Source organism: Deltaproteobacteria bacterium (assembly GCA_016709225.1).
GTDB classification, from domain to species: domain Bacteria; phylum Myxococcota_A; class Polyangia; order Nannocystales; family Nannocystaceae; genus Xiheibacterium; species Xiheibacterium phototrophicum.
Window position 1 is genome coordinate 929,059 of record JADJEE010000001.1, and the last position, 19,406, is coordinate 948,464.

Genomic DNA, 19,406 nt, shown 5'->3' on the forward strand with positions numbered 1-19,406 from the left:
GGGCGGCCGTGGGCACCAGGCCAGCTGCTCGTCAGTCGCTCTCGGCGTCGCCCCACGCGACGGTGAACGACAGCGTGTGCACCAGCCCAAAGTAGTTGCCCGCGTTGGTCGGGCGTGCCAGGCCGCGCAGCACGGTGCTCGCGCCGGCCGCGTTGATGTCCTCACCGGCGGCGGCGAAGTCGGCCGCGGCGGCCGGTGAGTAGGCGGCCCGCGAGGCGCTCACCCGGCGGGGTAGCGTGACGTCGAGGCCGTAGCCGGGGGTCAGCACGACGGTCGTGCGCACGCGCCCGCGCGTCCGCAGCCGCACGTCGGCGCCCGCCGACAACCCCAGGCGTGGCCCACCGAACATCGCGGCCGTGATCGCGTCGCGGCGCACGGCCGCCGTGCTGGCGTGCCCTGCGAAGAGCACGGTGGCCTGGGCGTGGGCGCGGTAGCTGACGTAGGCGTCGGCGCCGTAGACGTCCTGCAGCCCGCGGTAGCGCGTGAACTCGGGCAGCACGAACGCGCGGCGATCGAGGCCGACCAGTCGCAGCGTCTGCTCGCCGTCGTCGGCGCAGTGATCCCGGCGCACGCCGCCCTGGCACAGGTCGAGCCAGTAGAGCCCGAGGTCGAGCTGCCAGTCACGGTGTCGTCCGAGCGCGAACGATCCGCCGAGCGCGGCCTCCTGCGCGAGGCGTTCCGTGAGCGTCGCACGGATCGGCTGCACCGCGCTGCAGCTGGCGACACCGGTGGCGCTGCCGCTGGCGCCGTCGTCGGGCCGACACACGATCGAGACCCCGCCGAGTGCGACCGCACCCGCGCGTCGCAGCGGGAAGGTGCGGTAGCGGCCCCCCAGGCGCACGGTGCCGTTGGCGAGCTGCAGGCCGAAGCCGAAGCTGAGCGCCGCGTCGAAGCCCGGCGGCGCGCCATTGCGTGGGATCCACTGCGTCCAGCCCTTGAAGCCGATGCGCTCGGCGCAGGCCGGGTCTTCCTTGTCGGTGCAGCTGCCCCGCTCGTCGGGGTTGGTCGCGAGCGTGGTGTCGTTGTCGAACGCGAAGCGCTCGCGCACGCGGGGGAAGTGCAGCCCGAAGCCGAGCTGGAACACGCCGCCGTCGTAGGCGATCGCGAAGGTCGCGTCCTGGCGCAGCGTGACCTGCCCGCCGTTGGGCGCACAACGGCCCAGCCCGACGCGGAGGCAGCCACGATCCGGATCGGGCGCGAGGTGGTAGCGCAGCGTCGTCGCGCCGGTCGGCTGCATGCTGCTGCCGAGGTCGTAGAAGCCCGCGCCGATCGTGATGGGATCGAAGTGGACCGAGCCGCCGATGAAGTAGCCGAAGCCGGGCTGCAGCAGCGAGGTCCTGCCGCCGCCGGCCGCGGTGGGCGACCCGGTCGCGCCGTCGATCGCGAGCCGCTCGATGCGTTGCTGCTCGAGCACACCGGTCACGGCGACCTGGAAGGCGGTGCCGCGGACGGCCCCGAGCATCGCGGGGTTGTGGTGCAGCGCCGTCACGGCCGGCGTGGCCGGCCCCTGGGCCCGCACGCCACCGAGCCGTGACGGTGCACGCGGCACCGCATGGGCCTCGGTCGCAACCGCGGCGGCCAAGGCCCACGCCACCGCGGCGGCCGCGACCGGCACGAGCCGGTACGACGGTGCGGGGCCGCGCGTCGCCGGGCCGGTGGGCCGGCGTCGGTGCGCGCGTGCGCGGTGGCGGCCGGCGGGCATGCGCAAGGGGGGAGCATACCGGCAGCCGCGGCCGCCGGTGAGCCGCGCGGTGGCTGCGGGATCATCGGCACCCGCTTGCGCACGGGAACATGCGGCAGGGTTGACCCACCGCATCGCAAGACCCTAGGATGCCGTCTGGGAGCCCCGCGGTCGTCTCGCGGCCGGCCCCGATCGGGCATCACAGGCATCCATTCATGGGACGTACGCTGCGTCAGTTCACCTGCCGGGACGATCTGTGGGATCGCGTCGAAGCGCTGGCACAGCGACGTGGGATGAGCGCCGACGACGTGATCCAGGCCGCGCTCGTGCAGCTGTTCTCGCGGCGCAACGACGGCCACGCAACCGGCAACGCACCGCAGCAGGCCGCGGCCACGCCGGCCGCCGCGCGACCCGCCGCCGCACCGCCGCGCGCCGCCGCGGCCGCATCCCAGCGCGCCTCGGGGCCGGCCCCGGTCACGCCCCGGCCTGCGACCCCGCCGGGTCGTCTGCCGCCGCCGACCTCACGGGTCCCCGCGGCGGCCCCGGTCGCGTTGGTGCGTCCGCTGTACCTCTACTTCGAGGGCCAGGTCTACGAGGTCAACCAGGACCAGTTCGTGATCGGTCGCGGCTCGAAGTACAGCGACCTGCCGATCAAGGACGCCAACATCTCGCGACGCCACTGCGCGATCGTGCGGCGCAACGGGCAGTACTACATCAAGGATCTCGAGAGCACCAACGGCGTCGAGTTCAACGGACAGCGCGTGGACAACCACCTCATCCAAGAGGGCACCGTCTACCGCCTGTGTGATCACGAGCTGCGCTTCTCGTTCATCCCGCCGTCGTGACCGGCTCCGCCGCGCAGCGCCGCGGTCGCGCGCACGATCCCGTCGCCCGCATGCGAGAGGCGCTGCGACCGGCGATGGCGGACGGATTCGCTGGTGTGCTGTTGCCGGAGGTGTTCGCGGCGATCGAGCGCGCGTGGCCGCCGTTCGCCGCGACGCTCACCGATGCGTCGCAGCGCGAGCGGGTCGCCGAGGCCCTCGCAGCGTGGCCCCACCAAGGTCGCCAGGATCGCGCGCAGCTCGTTGCCCGACTCGCGCGCATGGCCGCCGAGCAGGCCCAGCAGGGCGCGACGGCCCCGCCGAAGTCCAAGCCGGCGCGGGCGAAGGCTTCGCGCTCGCTCGGTCGCCGCGGTGCTGCGACGGCGCCGGCGGCCGACGATGCCGTCGCGACGAGCTCGGGCGCTGCGACCACGCTCGACGTGCGTGACCTCGGGGTCGAGACGCTCGCGGGTGTGGGCCCGGCGACCGCGGCCAAGCTGCGTGCGCGCGGGCTCTCGACCCTCGAGGATCTGGTGCTGGTGCTGCCCGCGGGCTACATCGACCTGCGCAGCGATCGGCCGCCGTCGACCTGGCGCGACGGCGAGGTCATCACCTTCGTCGCCAACGTCCGTGGCCTGCGGCAGGGCTTCGCGCGGGGCCGCTTCGGCGCAACGATGGAGCTCGAGCGCGTCGCCGATGGTGAACGCATCAGCGCGCGATGGTTCGCGCCCGTCGGGGGCCTCGCGCAGTGGGCCCAGCGCGGCGAGGTTCGGGTGGTCGGCGCGGCGCGGATGGTCCAGGGCCGTTGGTCGCTCGCGCACCCGCAGCTGCGCGATCCAACGCAGCCGCTGCCGAAGATCGCGGCGCGCTATCCCGCCGTCGAGGGCGTGCCAGCGGCGAGCTTCGCCCGGCTCGTGCGGGCTGCGCTCGCGCGCCTGCGCGAGGTCGGCGTGCCCGATCCATTGCCAGTGTCGCTGCGCGAGGCCCAGGGGCTGCCGAGCCTGGGCGAGGCGCTCGCGATGCTGCACGAGCCTGGCGACGCGATCGACGACGACGCGCTCGCGAGCCTGCAGCGCGGCAGCTCACCCGGGCACCGCCGGCTCGCGTTCGACGAGTTCTTCTACGTGCAGCTCGCGTTGGGGCTCGAGCGCGCGCGCTACCAGGACGCTGCGACCGCGGTGTCGGTGCACGACGACGCAGCGGTGCGCGCTCGCTGTGACGCGGCGCTACCGTTTCGCATGACCGCAGCGCAGCGACGCGTGGCCGACGAGCTGCTCGCCGACATGGCCGGCGCGCGACCGATGATGCGGCTCGTGCAGGGCGACGTCGGCAGTGGCAAGACCGCGGTCGCGTTCGCGGCCGCGCTGGCGGTGGCCGCTGCGGGGGGCCAGAGCGCGATCATGGCCCCGACCGAGATCCTCGCCGAGCAGCACCTGCGCACGCTGCAGCCGTGGTGCGAGCGCGCCGGCCTGTCGATCGGCCTCGTGACCGGCGCGCTCAAGGGTGGCGTGCGCGAGAGCAGGGTCGCGCTCGCGGCCGCTGGCGCGATCGATGTGCTGGTCGGCACCCACGCGCTGCTCACCAGCGACGTCGGCTTCGCGAGGCTGGGCCTGGTGGTGATCGACGAGCAGCATCGCTTCGGCGTCGAGCAGCGGGCCGCCCTGCGCAGCAAGGGCGAGCGGCCACACCTGCTGGTGATGACCGCGACCCCGATCCCACGCTCGATGGCGCTGGTCGCCTACGGCGAGCTCGATCTCAGCGTCATCGACGAGCTGCCGCCGGGGCGCGAGCCGGCCGCGACCGAGATCCTGCTGGGCCCGCGGGCGCTGGCGGGCGCGCGGGCCCGCATCGCCGCGTGCGTCCGCGAGGGCGCGCAGGCGTTCGTGGTGTGTCCACTGGTCGAGGCCAGCGACGCGATCGACGTCAGCGACGTCGAGGCGGCGGCGGCGGCCTTGCGGGCGCTGCTGCCGGGTCACGAGGTCGGGGTCATCCATGGCCGCATGCCCAGCCGCGACAAGGATGCGATCATGCGCGCGTTCGCGGCCGGTGCGTTGACCGTGCTGGTCGCCACCACGGTGATCGAGGTCGGCGTCGACGTGCCCAGCGCGAAGGCCATCCTCGTGGAGCACGCCGAGCGTTTCGGGCTGGCGCAGCTGCATCAGCTGCGCGGGCGGGTCGGGCGCGGCGGCGGCACTGCGCGCTGCATCATCCACAGCGCTGCGACGACCGGCTCCGAGATCGCCGCGCGGCTGCAGGTGCTGGTCGATCATCACGACGGCTTCGCGGTTGCCGATGCCGACCTCGCATTGCGCGGGCCCGGCGAGGTGTTCGGCACCAAGCAGGCCGGCTCCCCCCGGCTGCGCACGGCGCTGCGGGGCAGCGACACGGTCGCTTGGCTGGTCGACGCACGGCGGGCGGCCGCGGACGCGATCGCACGGGCGCCCGCGCCCGAGCAGGCGCCGTGGGCCGCCGAGCTGGCGCGCCGCGCCGCCGCCGGGCTGTTCGGCGAAGCGTGAGCCGACCGGTGCGGCGGACCCCGGCGTCGAGGGGCCAGGCGATCGCACGTGGCCCGCGGCACGGGCATGCGCTAAGAACGATCGGACGAGATGGGCCGACTGCTGTGCCATTGCCTCGTGGTCGAGGAGGCCGAGGTGCGTCGCGCGATCCGTCAGGGCGCCCGCACGGTCGAGGATGTCACGGCGCGCTGCGAGGCCGGAGGTGGCTGCGGCAGCTGTCGCGCCGGCATCGCGGTGCTGCTCGAGGACGAGGCCCGCCGCGGCGCGCGAGCGACCGACGGCGAGGCCCTGCTGCGGCAGCTGGGGCTGTTCACCGAGCCCCGCGATCCGTGAGCGTCGCAACGACGCCCGCGGCGGGGACGACCCACGCGGGCGGCGTGCGCGGAGGCGAGCGGAACGGGCGCGGATGGGCCGCGGCGGCCGTGCTCGCGCTCGCGCTCGCCACCATCGACGCGCTCGCGCCCGCGGTCGTCGTGCCGGCGCGCAGCGGCTGTCGCACCGCGGTGCGGATCGACGGCCTGCTGCGCTGTGACGACGAGATCGAAGCCGCGCTCGCAGCCGCTTGCGCGGAGGCGCCCGCAGGGCCGCCGCTGCGTGGTGGCGACGCCATCGTGCTCGCGACGTACTGCCACGACGGCACCCGCGGCCGCATGCCCGCCGACGATCTGGCCGCGCTCGCACAGCCGGTCGACGTCAACACCGCCGGTGCCGACGAACTCGCGAGCCTGCCGGGCGTGGGACCTGCGATCGCGGCGCGCATCGTCGCGGGCCGGCCGTTCGTGTCGGTCGACGCACTGCTGCGCGTGCGCGGCATCGGCCCCAAGACGCTCGCGCGGCTGCGCGTGCGTGCGCGGGTCTACGCCGACTGACCGACGATGGCCTCGAGCTCGTCGACGTCCTTGGGCGCGCGCCAGGTCAGCACCTCGGGCCCCTGCGCGCACACCAGCACGTCGTCCTCGATGCGGACCCCGACCCCGCGCAGCTCCGCCGGCGCGCGCTCGTCGTGGGCACCGATGTAGAGCCCGGGCTCGACCGTCAGCACGAAGCCGGGCTCGAGCGGCCGCGGTCGCCGCTGCAGCGTGTAGTAGCCGGCATCGTGCACGTCGGCGCCGAGCCAGTGGCTGCTGCGGTGCATGTACCAGCGCTTGTAGTGCTCGTGCTCGAGCGCCGCGTCGACGGTGTCGTCGAGCAGGCCCAGGCTCGCGAGGCCCTCGCACAGCACCCGCAAGCAGCAGTGGTGGATGGCGTCGATGTCGGAGCCCACCTCGGCCTTCGCGATGCCGGCGCGGTTGGCCGCGAGCACGATCTGGTAGAGATCGCGCTGCGCCGGCGTGAAGCGCCCGCCGACCGGTACCGTGCGCGTGATGTCGGCGGCGAACAGATCGACCTCGGCGCCGGCGTCGACCAGCATGAGCTCGCCGTCGCGGAGCTGGGCGTCGTTGTCGACGTAGTGGAGGATGCACGCGTTGTCGCCCCCGCCAACGATGGAGCCGTACGCGGGGCCATCGGCGCCCGCGCGGCGGAAGCGGTACTCGAGCAGGGCCTCGATCTCGTACTCGAACATGCCCGGTCGGAGCGCGCGCATGGCCGCGACGTGGGCGTCGACGCTGATGTCGATCGCGCGGCGCAGGCTCGCGAGCGCGGCGTCGTCCTTGCGGATGCGATCCTCGCCGACGCTCGCGCGGGCGTCGCAGATCAGCTCTGGTGGGGTTTCCCCCCAGCGATTGCGGCGGCGCAGGTGGTCGATCGCGCGCAGCACGGCCTGGTCGAGCGCGCGCCAGCGCCCCAGCGGCGTGTGGACCGATGCGGCACCGTCGAGCAGCTTGGGCAGCCGCTCGGCGAGCTCTCCGATCGGGAACGCAGCATCGGCGCCGTGGCGATCCCGGGCGCCCTCGGGTCCGATGCGCCGCCCGCTCCACACCTCCGCCTCGGGATCGCGTGGGCGCACGAACAGCACGAAGTGCGGCTCGGCGAACGCGCGCACGACCGCGACTGCGCCCGGTTCGCGCACACCGGTGAGGTAGTGGAAGTCGGAGTCGGGACGGAAGCGGAACTCGGTGTCGTTGCTGCGCGTGCGCAGCTCGCCGCCGTACAGCACCAGCGCACCCCCCTGCAGCGCGGCGGCGATGCGGGCGCGGCGTGCCGCGAAGACCGGGGCCGACGGGTCGGGGGGCGTCATCGTGCAGCGGATCATCGCAGAGCGCGGCGGTGCTCGACCAGACCAGGGTGGGCGCCCCCCTCGAGCGCGCCGTGCAGCAGCGTGCGCAGCGCGTCTGCGGATCGTGTGGGCGCGCACTGTCCCGCATCCGGCCGAAAGTCTGGAGCGTGCGGCGGCGATGTCCGGCAGCGATGGGCGACGACGACGGCACCGTGTTCGACCAACCGCTGGCGTTCGTGTGGCCGCTGGCCGGGCCGTTCGGCGCGCTCGTGCTGTCGGCGATGGCGTGGCTGTCGATCTGAACGCCCGCCCACCGGTCGGGCCGTCGGGTGGTGTTGCGGACGGCTGCGGGATGCAGGAATGTTCGGCGCAGATGTTCGCCCGCCAGCAAACGAGTCGCCTCGTCCACGATGTGCAGCAGTCGCTCGCGAGTTACCAGCCCCGCCGCGCGGGCCTCGATCGCGAGCAGCTCGGAGGGCTCGCGAAGGCCGTGCTCGCGTCGGTCGACGTGCGTGATCTTCGAGGCCTCGACAGTGCGCAGCTGCTGCCGCAGCTCGAGTCGATGCTGACGGCGATCGAGCAGCGCAAGCGCGACGAGATCAAGGTCTCGCTGCAGTACGAGGAGGGCATCGACGCGCTGGTCGTCGAGACCTGCCTCGAGGATCAGCCGTTCTTGGTCTCGACGCTGCGCGCCGCGCTGGCCAGCGAGCACTACGACGTGCGCCGCTTCATGAACGCGGTCGTGAAGATCCGCCGCGACGCCGGCGGCAAGCTGCTCGCCATCGGCACCGGCACGCCGGAGTCGGTGATGCGCGTGGAGGTCGGCCTCGCCGGTGGCAGCGCGGGTCGTGACGGCGGTGGCGTGCCGCAGGGGCTCGCCGCGCGCATCGAGCATCGCCTGCGACTGGCGCAGGCCATGGTCACCGACTTCGGGACCATGAAGGAGATCATCAAGCGACAGGCCGACGCCTACTACGCGGCGGCGCACGCCTGCAGCGGCGAGGAGGCGGCGGCGCTGCACGACGCCGAGGCGCTGCTGCGCTGGCTGTGCGAGGAGAATACCGTCGTGCTCGGCGTCGAGGAGTACGACGTCCACGGCGAGCCGATCGGCGTGCATGGCACCAGCCGCGTCGCTCGCCCGACGCGTGATCGTGGCGTCATCACGGCCGCCGCCCGCGGCGAGGGCCGCCTGGTTCGCTTCATGCGGAGCGCCGAGGAGTCGCCGGTGCACCGCGCCGGCAAGCCCGGCCACTTCTTCGTCACCCGCTTTGGTGACGACGCGCGGCCGTGCGGCACGCTGCTCATCGACGCGCTGTTCACCTACAAGGCGCTGCACACTCCGCCCGAGCAGATCCCCATCGCGCACACCGTGCTCAAGTCGTTGCTCGCGGAGCGCCAGGCCGGCGCCGACTCCGATCGCGGCAAGAACATCACCAACGCGTTCAACTCGCTGCCGCTCGAGTACCTGCTGTCCGAGGATCGCGACGCCATCTGGGAGCTGACCGACCGCATCCTGCGTGCCGAGGCCGAGGGCGGCAGCGACGTACACATCCGCGTCGGCGAGAACGGTCGCTTCGCGTTCGTGTTCGTCGCACTGCCGCGGTGGCAGTTCAGCGAAGAGCTGCGCATGCAGGTGCAGAACGTCGTGCTCGAGGCGCTGTCGGGCACCTACGCCGACTACGGCGTGTACATCGATCGTTACGACAACGCGGTCATCCACTTCTACGTCACCGGCGTCGGGCCGCTGCAGAGCATCGACACCGAGGACCTGCGCAGCCGCGTGCTGGTGTTCGCCCGCTCGTGGACCGATCGCCTGCGCGAGGCGCTGGGCGGCATCGCCGATGGCACGCGGCTCGAGGAGCTCTTCGACCTCTACGAGGACGCGTTCACCGACGAGCACAAGCGGCGCTGCGGCGTCGGCCGCATCCGCGACGACATCCGCTGCCTCGAGGCGCTGCGGGCGGGCGCATCGATCGACTGCGATCTCTACGTCTCGGAGTTCTCCGAGCACCCCGGCAGCCTCAACCTGCGCATCTTCTCGCGCCAGGCGCTGAACTTGAGCCGCGAGCTGCCCGTGCTCAGTCACTTCGGCTTCGAGGTCATCGACGAGTACAGCCGCGACGTCACGCTGCCGGGGCTGCCGGCGGTCGACATGGACAACTTCCGCATCGACGTCCGTGATGACCGCATCGGCCAGGTGATGGCGCGTCGTCGCAACATCACCGAGGCGCTGCGCGAGGTGTTCGCCGGTCGCTGCGGCGACGACGATCTCAACCGCCTGGTGGTGGTCAGCGACCTGACCTCCCACGACGTCGAGATCCTGCGCGCGTTCGTGGCCTACCTGCACCAGCTGTCGCTGCCGTTCAGCGACGACCTCGTGCGGCAGACCCTCGTCGATCACCCGAACGTCGCCGAGGAGTTCATCGACTGGTTGAGCGCGCGCTTCGACCCCGAGGTCGCCAGCGAGGCCGCCGCCGCCGAGAGCGACGCGGCGCTCGAGACCGCCCTGCGCGAGGTCACCGACTACACCGCCGACCGCGTGCTGCAGGCGATCGCCGAGGCCATTCGCGCCACCCGGCGCACCAATGCCTGGGTTGCCGACGTCGCCGGCGGTCAGCCGCTGGCGTTCAAGATCGCGTCGGGCGAGCTGTCGTTCGGCCCCGAGCCCAAGCCGATGCGCGAGATCTGGGTCTACCACCGCGACTTCGAGGGCGTGCACCTGCGCGGCGGTCGGGTCGCCCGCGGCGGCCTGCGCTTCTCCGATCGTCCCGACGACTTCCGCACCGAGATCCACGGGCTGATGTCGACGCAGATGGTGAAGAACGTCGTGATCGTCCCGATGGGTGCCAAGGGCGGCTTCGTGCTGCGTCACCCGCCGTCGGACCGCGACGAGCTGCGCGCCGCCGGCGACTTCTACTACGAGAAGTTCGTGCGCGCGCTGCTGTCGGTCACCGACAACCTCGTCGACGGCCAGGCCGTGACGCCGCGCGGCATCCTCCTCTACAAGGAGGGCACCGATCCGTACCTCGTGGTCGCGGCCGACAAGGGCACCGCGCACATGAGCGACACCGCCAACCGCGTCAGCGCCGAGCACGGCTTCTGGCTCGACGACGCGTTCGCCTCGGGCGGCTCGGCCGGCTACGACCACAAGGTCACCGGCATCACCGCCCGCGGCGCGTGGGAGGCCACCAAGCGCAGCTTCCGGGAGATGGGCGTCGACCCCGAGCGCGACGTCATCACCTGCTGTGGCGTCGGTGACATGAGCGGCGACGTGTTCGGCAACGGCCTGCTGCGCAGCAAGACCATCAAGCTGCTGGCCGCGTTCAACCACGCGCACATCTTCATCGACCCCGATCCGGATCCGGCGCGCAGCTTCGTGGAGCGCCAGCGGCTGTTCGAGAAGCCGCGCTCGCAGTGGTCGGACTACGACGTCTCGCTGCTGTCGAAGGGCGGCGGCGTGTACCCGCGCAAGTCCAAGGAGGTCGACCTGTCGCCCGAGGCGCGCGCGATGCTCGGCGTGGCGCCGGGCCGCAAGGTCAACGGCGAGGACGTGATGCGCGCCATCTTGCGCATGCACGTCGACCTCATGTGGATGGGCGGCATCGGCACCTACGTGAAGTCGAAGGACGAGACCCATGCCGAGGTCGGCGACAAGACCAACGACGGCGCGCGGGTCAACGCCAGCGAGCTGCGCTGCCGCGTGCTCGCCGAGGGCGCCAACCTGGCGATCACGGACCGCGGTCGCGTCGAGTTCGCGCGGCTCGGTGGCCACAACTACAACGCGTTCCTCGACAACTCGGGCGGCGTCGACACTTCGGACCACGAGGTCAACATCAAGATCCTCTTCTCGCCGCTGTTGCGCGCCGGCAAGGTCTCACGCGAGGCCCGCAACGCGATGCTGAAGCAGTGCGAGGACGAGGTCGTCGAGATGGTGCTCGACAACAACCGCTCGCAGAGCCGCATGGTCAGCTACGACGTCCGCCGCAGCCGGCAGGACGTGTTCCGCTACAGCCGCGCACTGTCGTACCTGGGCCGCGCGTTGCCGTTCAACCCCGACAAGTTCGCGATGCCCAGCGAGGAGGAGCTCGGCAACCGCAGCCGCAAGGGCCACGGCCTCTACAAGTGCGAGGCCTCGGTGCTGTGCGCCCACGCCAAGATGCTGGCCTACCGCGAGCTGCTCGAGTCGGAGCCGCTGCCCGATGTCTACGTCGACGCCGCGGTGCGCGAGTACTTCCCGCGCGCGATGCAGGAGATGGTCGGCAACGACGCGACCGCCAATCACCTGCTGCGCCGCGAGATCGCGACCACGATGATCGTCAACGGCATCGTCGACAACGCCGGTGGCACGCTGCTGGCCGAGTGCAGCCTCGCCTCGGGTCGACCGGTGCGCGAGAGCGTGGTGGCGTACCTGCAGGCCTCGGAGGCGGCCGAGATCGACGGCATCCGTGCCGAGCTCTACGCGCTCGAGGACGAGCGACGGCAGGAGGCGGTCTACGCCGCGATGGCGATGGCCGAGGCGGCGCTCGAGGACGCGACCTTCTACCTCAACGACCAGATGATGCTGCCGCCGGTCGACGCCAACGCGATCGCGCAGGTGCGGGCGTTGCTGGCCAACGTCGACCAGGCGCTGCCCTCGGGCAGCAAGGGGCGGATGGCGGGCCGCATCCGCAAGCTCGAGGACGCTGGCATCCCCCGCGCGCTGACCGAGCGACTCGTGAAGCTGCGGTACCTGACGCCGGTGCTCGACGCGGTCCGCATGGCGCAGCTGTTGGGCCGCGAGCCCCGCGATCTGCTCTACCTGCGGCTGCAGGTCACCGACGCCGTCAACCTGCTGTACCTCTACCAGGCGCTCGATCGCATGGCCTACGCGGGGCCGTGGGACGGCCCGGCCGTGCTGGCGCTGCGTCGTCAGCTCAACTTCCACCTGCACAAGCTGGTGCGGATGGTGCGGGGCAACGACGTCGCAGGGATGATCGAGGCCTACAAGCTCGGTGACTTCTGTGCCGCCGTCGCGGCGCAGGCCGACAGCGGTCCGACCATCTCCGGGCTGGTCATGCTCGACGACTGGCTGCGGCGCATGCTGCCGCCCTTGACCGCGATCGCGGCCGTCTAGCCCGGGGCCGCAGGGTCCGCGCGTGCGCCGGGGCGGACCCGGCGCTATGCTCCGGCCCCGATGGATGTGAGAGCATCGCTACGGGGCGCGGGGTCGAAATTGGCGTGGTTCGTGGCCGCGAGCCTGCTGGCGGGCGGCTGCGATCTCTCGAGCAAGGCCTGGGCGGAGCGAACGCTGACCCAGGCGCCGGATCACACCATCGCGGTGTTCGAGCCCTGGCTCGACCTCGCGCTGGCCTACAACCGTGGCATGGGCTTCAGCCTGGTCGTCGATCTCGGCGCGGCGCGGTGGATCTTCGGGCTGATGGCGCTCGTCGTGGTGGTCGTGCTCGCGGTGATGGTCGTGCGTCAGCGGCCCGACCGGCTCGACCTCGTGGCGATGGCGTCGATCGCCGGCGGCGCGCTGGGCAACGGCTTCGATCGGGTGTTCCGCGCGGCCCCGGGCGGTGGCACCGGCGTGATCGACTTCGTCAAGGTCAACTATCCCTGGGGTGGGCACTGGCCGTTGTTCAACGTCGCCGACGCGCTGTTGGTGGTCGGCGTCGCGGTGCTGATGCTGCGCCGGCTCCGACGGCCCGAGTCGCCGCCCGACGCCGCAGCGCCGGCGTGAAGCCGGGCTTTGGGCGTTGGCTTTGGGCTCAGGCCTTGGCGTGCGCGTCGAAGTGGTCGGCGATCGCACGCCAGTAGAGCGCGTGCTCGGCCGCCAGCACCCGCGCGGCCAGGCCTTCGGCGGTGTCGCCCGGCTCGATCGCGACCGGCGTGTGGGCCAGCACTGCGCCCTCGTCGTAGGCCTCGTCGACCAGGTGCACCGTCGGTCCGCTGTGGGTCACGCCGGCAGCGAGCACCGCGGCGTGCACGTGCGCGCCGAACATCCCCGGGCCACCGAAGCGGGGCAGGGGCCCGGGGTGGATGTTCACCGCGCGCCCGCGGTACGCCGCGACCACCCGCGGATCGAGCAGCTTCATGTAGCCGGCGAGCACGACCACGTCGACGCGGGCGTCGAGCAGGTGCTGCAGCAGCGCAGCCCCCTCGTCGGCGTCGGTGCGGCGGCTGACGTGGGCGCACGCGATGTCCCGCGAGCGCGCGAACGCCAGCGCGCCGGCGCTCGAGTTGTTCGACACCACGAGCGCGACCTCGGCGGCCAACTGCCCGCGGTCGATCGCGGCCTGCAGCGCCTCGAGGTTGCTGCCGCGGCCGGATGCGAGCACACCCAGGCGCAGTCGCGCCGTCGGTGCGGGGGCCGCTGGTGCCGCGTCGGACGGAGCACGTGTCGACATCGGCGGTGACTATAGGGCGGCGCGCGGGGCCCAGGTGGAAGATGCGTCGCCTCGCCCCGTATACTGACCCCCACGATGGACAGCTCCGACGAACGACCGAGGTGGCGATCCACCACCGTGCTGTGCGTGCGGGCGGGCGGCCACGTCGCCCTGGGCGCCGATGGCCAGGTGTCGATGGGCAACACCATCATGAAGTCGAAGGCCGCCAAGGTCCGCACGCTGGCGGGCGGGCGCATCATCGGTGGCTTCGCCGGCTCGGCCGCCGACGGCCTGACGCTGTTCGAGCTGCTCGAGGCCAAGCTCGAGTCGACCGGTGGCAACTTCACGCGCGCGTGTGTCGAGCTCGCGAAGGACTGGCGGCAGGATCGCCGCTACCGCCGGCTGGAGGCGCTCATGATCGTCGCCGATCGCGATCGCACGCTGCTGCTGTCGGGCACCGGCGACGTGATCGAGCCCGACGACGGCATCGTGGCGATCGGTTCCGGCGGCAACTTCGCGCTCGCGGCTGCGCGCGCGCTGGTGCGCAACACCGCGCTCGATCCGCGGGCGGTGGTCGCCGCCTCGCTGCAGGTGGCCGGTGAGATCTGCGTGTTCACCAACCTCGAGCACACCATCCTCGAGCTCGGGGGTTCGACGTGAGCATCGAACACCGCAACTGGACCCCGAAGATGGTCGTCGAGGAGCTCGACCGCTTCATCATCGGTCAGCACAAGGCCAAGCGCGCCGTCGCGATCGCGATGCGCAACCGCTGGCGGCGACAGATGGCGCCCGAGGCCCTGCGCGAGGAAATCTCGCCCAAGAACATCATCATGGTCGGGCCCACCGGCGTGGGTAAGACCGAGATCGCGCGACGACTGGCGCGCCTGTCGGGCGCGCCGTTCGTGAAGGTCGAGGTCAGCAAGTTCACCGAGGTCGGCTACGTCGGCCGCGATGTCGACTCGATCGTCCGCGACCTCGTCGAGGTCGGGGTCCAGATCGTCCGCAGCGAGCTCGAGCGCGACGTCCGTTCCGAGGCCAAGCAGCGCGCCGAGGAGCGCGTGCTCGACCTGCTGCTGCCGCCCGCCGGCGAGCCGCGCGGCTTCACCGATCGCCCCGGCGAGCCGCCCAAGCCCAGCGCCACCCGCGAGAAGCTGCGCGAGCTGCTGCGCGCCGGCAAGCTCGACGATCGCGAGGTCGAGGTCGAGGTCGACGAAGGCGGTCTGCCGGGGCTGCAGATGGTGCCAGGGCTGCCGATGGGCGAGCAGATGGGGCAGCAGCTGAGCCAGCAGCTGCGCGACATGCTGTCGGCGTTCCAGCGCCGCAAGCACAAGCGCAAGCTCAAGGTCGGCGAGGCCCACGAGCTGCTGGCCAACGAAGAGGCGGGCAAGCTGGTCGATCAGGACAAGGTCGCACGCGAGGCGGTGCGGCGCACCGAGCAGCTCGGCGTGGTCTTCCTCGACGAGATCGACAAGATCTGCAGCCGCGAGAACGTCCGCGGTGCCGACGTCTCGCGCGAGGGCGTACAGCGCGACCTGCTGCCGCTGGTCGAGGGCTCGACGGTATCGACCAAGTACGGGCCGGTGCGCACCGACCACGTGCTGTTCGTGGCCGCCGGAGCGTTCCACCTGTCGAAGGTCAGCGACCTCATCCCCGAGCTACAGGGCCGCTTCCCGATCCGCGTGGAGCTCGAGTCGCTCGGTGTCGAGGAGTTCGTGCGGATCCTGAAGGAGCCCGCCAACTCGTTGCTCAAGCAGTACCGCGCGCTGCTCGAGACCGAGGGCGTCACGGTGCTGTTCGACGACGACGCGATCGCGGCCATGGCCGACGCGGCGTGGCGGGCGAACACGTCGCTCGAGAACATCGGCGCGCGGCGGCTCCACACGGTGCTCGAGCGCGTGCTCGAGGAGCTGAGCTTCGAGGCCAGCGAGCTCGGCGCCCGCGAGATCCGCATCACGGCCGCGTACGTCCACGAGCGCGTCGACGGCCTTCTCCAGGACCGCGACCTCTCGCGGCACATCCTGTAGCCCGCGGCTCACGAGGCCAGGCGGAAGCGCTCGTTCGGCATCGGATCATTGGCCGCCGGCATCGCGGCCCACATCGCCCCCACGCGGTCGCGCAGCGCGTGCACACGCTCCAGCATCGCGACGACGGCGGGGTCGCGGCGGTCCTGCAGCGAGGTCGCGAGCCAGGTGGCGGCGGTCTCGAGATCCGAGCTGCGCTCGGCTGCGTTGGCGATCTCGAGCGCGAGGTCGGCTCGCACTGCGGCGTGGGTGCAGCGGGCGTGGATCGCCGCGGCCATGCGCATCGCCGTCGCGGTGCCACCCACCTTGGCCAGCGCACGCTTGAGCTGGACCCGCAGATCGTTGCCCCACACCGCCTCGGCGACCTCCTGCGCGGTCGGGCCCGGGACCACGCCGGCCTGCGGCGCGGCGCGTCGGCACCATACCCGGAGGCGATCGTCGGCGACCATGAAGAACGGCGCCAGGCCGGCGCGTCGGCACGCGGTCGCGAGCGCACGCGGTGTGAACCAGCAGCGTCGCACCGCGCTCAGCACGTCGTCGGCCGCGATGCCCACCGCCTGCAGCAGGTTCGGCACCTCGATGAGTGCGACCCCGGTCGCGCTCAGTCGCTTGGCGATGCCCTCGAGATGGGCGACCGGATCCGCCAGGTGCGGCAGCACGTCGGACTCGACCACGAGATCGAAGCGTCCACGCGCCCGCCAGCGCTCGAGCGACGACGACTGCACCTCCACACCGCTGCTGCGTGCGGTGCGGGCCCACGGGAGCCACGGCTCGAGCGCCACGGCGTTGACGCGGGCGTCGGCGGCGAGCGCCTGGATGCCGGCGACGTCGCGGCCACCGATCTGCAGCACGCGCACGCGTCGAGGGCTCCGCAGCGCTGCCACGGCACGCAGTAGATCCTGGGCGCGCGCGTGGGCCAGCTGCGTTCGGCCGGCGAGGTCGAGCCGCTGCACGCTGCCGTCATCGGCCTCGTACCGCAGTGCGACGTCGTCGCTGCACGCCCGCGCGCGGTAGCCCGCGTCGAGGGCGAACGCGACAGTGCCGGTGAGTGCCAGCGTGCATCCGCCGCAGATGCGGGTCGTCACCGCATCGCCCGCGGCGGAGCTCGCCAAGGTGATCGAATCCGCCAGTGCGCTGTCACAGACCGGGCAGGTCGTCATGCCGTGCCTACCGTGCAATGCGTGGGCCGAGATACATGTGCATCGCGTGCTGATTCGGGCCACCCCACGGGGCGCGCCGCCCGGCGTCGGGACCATCGATCCCGTGATGATCTTCACGCGAAAACCGCGGGCGGCGGGCCTTGCGGCGGGCTAGGGGCGCAATTGCGATTCTGGCACCGAACCGCCCCGAAGCGGGACGAAGCGGCACATTCGGGTTGTGGGCGTTGTGCCGTATCCGATGAACAGGGGGCTTGCACCCCTTTTGGTTTTGGTGGATTCTCGGAACTGAGATTGCGTCCTGCGGCGGCACTCGGGAGGGCCCGGCGCACGCGCAAACTCGCCCACGAGCTCGAGCGCGACCCGACGGCCAGTCCCCGGCCCGAGGGTTTCCTCCGATCCCAGCGTCGCCCGGTCCGGGGCGGATCGCCTGGGACAGTGCATCCCAACGTCTCCAGAACAAGGAATTCCACCACCATGCGCACCAAGTTTCTGATTGGCCTCTGTGTTTCCGCCGGCGTCGTGCTGGGCGGCTGCGGCACCAAGAGCGACTCCGGCGACGGCGTCCTCAACACGACCAACGACACCAACGACACCAACGAGGAGTCGTCGGGGAGCGCCGAGGGCGGCTCGGCCGACACCGGCAGCGCCAGCATGACCACGAGCGCCACCGACTCGGCGACCTCGGGCCCGGCCGACACCGGCAGCATGGACACCACCGGCGCCGCGACGATGACCGGTGGCTTCATCCAAGATCCCGACGGTGGCGGCGTGAGCATCGAGTGCGATCTGTGGTCGCAGGACTGCCCCGAGGGCGAGAAGTGCATGCCGTGGGCGAACGACGGCGGCGGAGCGTGGAATGCCACCCGCTGCTCGCCGGTGGACGAGGCGCCGGCGTCGGTCGGTGACGAGTGCACGGTCGAGGGCACGGGCGTGTCCGGCATCGACAACTGCGAGCTGGGCTCGATGTGCTGGGACGTCGACGGCGAGACCAACATGGGCACCTGCGCCGCCTTCTGCATGGGCAGCGAGGCCGCGCCGGTCTGCAACGACCCCACCACCGACTGCGTCATCGCCAACAACGGCACGCTGATCCTCTGCTTGCCGGTCTGCGACCCGCTGCTGCAGGACTGCGCCGAGGGCCAGGCGTGCTACCCGATCGACGACGGCTTCGCCTGCGCGCCCGATGCGAGCATGGAAGACGGCGCCTTCGGTGCACCGTGCGAGTTCATCAACGTGTGCGACCCGGGCCTCTTCTGCGCCAACGCCGACGGCGTGCCGGACTGCGGCGGCAGCTCGGGCTGCTGCTCGCCCTTCTGCGACACCAGCGACCCGATGGCGAGCGGCAACTGCCCCGGCGCCGCCGGTGGCCAGGAGTGCGTGGCGTGGTACGACGCCGGCCAGGCCCCTCCCGGCTTCGAGAACGTCGGCGGCTGCCTGATCCCGATGTGATCCGAGGCCAGGCCAGCCGGGCCAGGGACGATCGGCGCTGACGCCGATCGCCTGGCCCACCCAACGCGGAGCGGGTGTGGACCCCTCCGCGTTTTTCTTTTGGTTCAGCCCCGCGGCGGTGGAGGTCCGCCGGGGATGGGGCTCGGAGGCCGAGCGATTTCAACAGCTTATCGGCACGCCGGAGGAGGGCGTCGAAAAGCAGTTAAAAAAGACTTGTTAGTTTTGGAGGTTAAGGTATGAAAGATAAGAACGTCGGCTTTGGTGTTTGCTTTCACCCGGCGTCGGAAGGCGGAACCCATGAAGAATCAATGGTGGATCGGACTGCCCGTGTTCGTGATCTCGGGCTGCGTCGCCGGCACGAAGCCCGAGCTCGAACAGATGACGGCGGGGGACGACGACGGGGCGGGCTCATCCAGTACGGGCCTGGAGGTGGACGACGGCAACACGTCGATGCCCAACACCACCGCGCAGCAGCCCGACACCGACGGTGACGAGTCGAGCGGCGGCGATACCTGTGGCTTCATCTGTCCGCCCGACATGGGGCCCATCGAAGACTGCGACGTGTGGGCGCAGGACTGCCCCGATGGGCAGAAGTGCATGCCGTGGGCGAACGATGGCGGCAACTCGTGGAACTCGCTCAAGTGCGTCGAGGTCAACGCCGACGCCGGACAGCCCGGCGACGAGTGCCACGTCGAGGGCTCGGGTGTCTCGGGCCTCGACGACTGCGCGCTGGGCTCGATGTGCTGGAACACCAACGAGGAGGGGCTCGGCACCTGCGTGGCCTTCTGCGGTGGTACCGAGGCGGCGCCCGTCTGCGACGATCCTCAGAGCAGCTGCGTGATCGCCAACGACGGCGTGCTCACGCTGTGCCTGCCGCTGTGCGATCCGTTGGTGCAGGACTGCGGCCCCGAGGAGGCCTGCTACCCGGTCAACGACGGCTTCGCCTGTGCGCCCGAGGAATCGGGCGAGACCGGTGGCAATGGCGACCCGTGCGAGTTCCTCAACGTGTGCGACCCGGGGCTGTTCTGCGCCAACGCGAGCGCGATGCCGGACTGCCAGGACTCCACCGGTTGCTGCACGAACTTCTGCGATCTCAATGAGGGCAACACCGGCTGCAGCGGTGCGGGGGTCGAATGCGTCGCGTGGTACGACGTCGGTCAGGCCCCGCCCGGCCTCGAGCAGTTGGGAGCGTGCCTGATCCCGGAGTAGTGCGATGGGGATGGTCGCGACGC

Annotated in this window: 14 protein-coding genes; 10 read left to right on the forward strand and 4 right to left on the reverse strand. The window is 71.8% G+C overall.

Translation table 11 applies throughout. The annotated features are described in order from the left end of the window. Positions 1-31: 31 nt before the first annotated feature. Entirely contained in the window at positions 32-1,708 is a 1,677-nt protein-coding gene (locus tag IPH07_03930) for a hypothetical protein (protein MBK6916530.1), read from the reverse strand. Between the two features lie 188 nt (positions 1,709-1,896). Between IPH07_03930 and IPH07_03935 the strand changes: the two genes are divergently transcribed. The 4 genes from IPH07_03935 to IPH07_03950 all read left to right on the forward strand — a co-directional run bounded on the left by IPH07_03935 (position 1,897) and on the right by IPH07_03950 (position 5,887). Beyond that, a complete protein-coding gene (locus IPH07_03935; GenBank protein ID MBK6916531.1) occupies positions 1,897-2,526 on the forward strand; it encodes an FHA domain-containing protein in 630 nt (209 codons plus the stop codon). A 74-nt stretch (positions 2,527-2,600) separates the two neighbouring features. Next, the gene (locus IPH07_03940) at positions 2,601-5,018 is read left to right on the forward strand and encodes an ATP-dependent DNA helicase RecG (GenBank protein MBK6916532.1); all 2,418 of its coding nucleotides are present in this window, start codon (positions 2,601-2,603) and stop codon (positions 5,016-5,018) included. A 90-nt stretch (positions 5,019-5,108) separates the two neighbouring features. Then, a complete protein-coding gene (locus IPH07_03945; protein MBK6916533.1) occupies positions 5,109-5,351 on the forward strand; it encodes a (2Fe-2S)-binding protein in 243 nt (80 codons plus the stop codon). Between the two features lie 317 nt (positions 5,352-5,668). After that, on the forward strand, positions 5,669-5,887 hold the full coding sequence (locus IPH07_03950) for a helix-hairpin-helix domain-containing protein (GenBank protein ID MBK6916534.1): 219 nt from the start codon (positions 5,669-5,671) through the stop codon (positions 5,885-5,887). Here the strand turns inward: IPH07_03950 and IPH07_03955 are convergent. Continuing rightward, a complete protein-coding gene (locus IPH07_03955; protein MBK6916535.1) occupies positions 5,875-7,197 on the reverse strand; it encodes an aminopeptidase P N-terminal domain-containing protein in 1,323 nt (440 codons plus the stop codon). The two genes, IPH07_03950 and IPH07_03955, sit on opposite strands and share 13 nt — an antisense overlap. A 352-nt stretch (positions 7,198-7,549) precedes the next feature. Here IPH07_03955 and IPH07_03960 point away from each other — a divergent pair, with 352 nt between their 5' ends. Then, positions 7,550-12,289, forward strand: a complete 4,740-nt coding sequence (locus tag IPH07_03960; protein MBK6916536.1) for an NAD-glutamate dehydrogenase — start codon at positions 7,550-7,552, stop codon at positions 12,287-12,289. A 60-nt stretch (positions 12,290-12,349) separates the two neighbouring features. Next, a complete protein-coding gene (gene lspA, locus IPH07_03965; protein MBK6916537.1) occupies positions 12,350-12,898 on the forward strand; it encodes a signal peptidase II in 549 nt (182 codons plus the stop codon). 28 nt (positions 12,899-12,926) lie between these two features. Here lspA and purN read toward each other — a convergent pair whose 3' ends face one another. Next, positions 12,927-13,565, reverse strand: a complete 639-nt coding sequence (gene purN, locus IPH07_03970) for a phosphoribosylglycinamide formyltransferase (protein MBK6916538.1) — start codon at positions 13,563-13,565, stop codon at positions 12,927-12,929. A 75-nt stretch (positions 13,566-13,640) separates the two neighbouring features. Here purN and hslV point away from each other — a divergent pair, with 75 nt between their 5' ends. Continuing rightward, positions 13,641-14,204: an ATP-dependent protease subunit HslV gene (gene hslV, locus IPH07_03975; GenBank protein ID MBK6916539.1), complete on the forward strand. Its 564-nt coding sequence runs from the start codon at positions 13,641-13,643 to the stop codon at positions 14,202-14,204. A 29-nt stretch (positions 14,205-14,233) separates the two neighbouring features. Next, positions 14,234-15,568 (forward strand): ATP-dependent protease ATPase subunit HslU, encoded by a 1,335-nt coding sequence (gene hslU, locus IPH07_03980; protein MBK6916540.1) that lies wholly within the window; start codon positions 14,234-14,236, stop codon positions 15,566-15,568. A gap of 8 nt (positions 15,569-15,576) precedes the next feature. On the opposite strand, the gene IPH07_03985 is transcribed toward hslU, so the two are convergent. Next, complete coding sequence (locus tag IPH07_03985; GenBank protein ID MBK6916541.1) at positions 15,577-16,725, reverse strand: class I SAM-dependent methyltransferase; 1,149 nt, start codon at positions 16,723-16,725, stop codon at positions 15,577-15,579. 474 nt (positions 16,726-17,199) lie between these two features. Here IPH07_03985 and IPH07_03990 point away from each other — a divergent pair, with 474 nt between their 5' ends. Both IPH07_03990 and IPH07_03995 read left to right on the forward strand, forming a co-directional pair. Further along, positions 17,200-18,174 (forward strand): ribulose phosphate epimerase, encoded by a 975-nt coding sequence (locus tag IPH07_03990; protein ID MBK6916542.1) that lies wholly within the window; start codon positions 17,200-17,202, stop codon positions 18,172-18,174. Between the two features lie 297 nt (positions 18,175-18,471). Continuing rightward, positions 18,472-19,383: a ribulose phosphate epimerase gene (locus tag IPH07_03995; protein MBK6916543.1), complete on the forward strand. Its 912-nt coding sequence runs from the start codon at positions 18,472-18,474 to the stop codon at positions 19,381-19,383. Positions 19,384-19,406 lie beyond the last annotated feature (23 nt).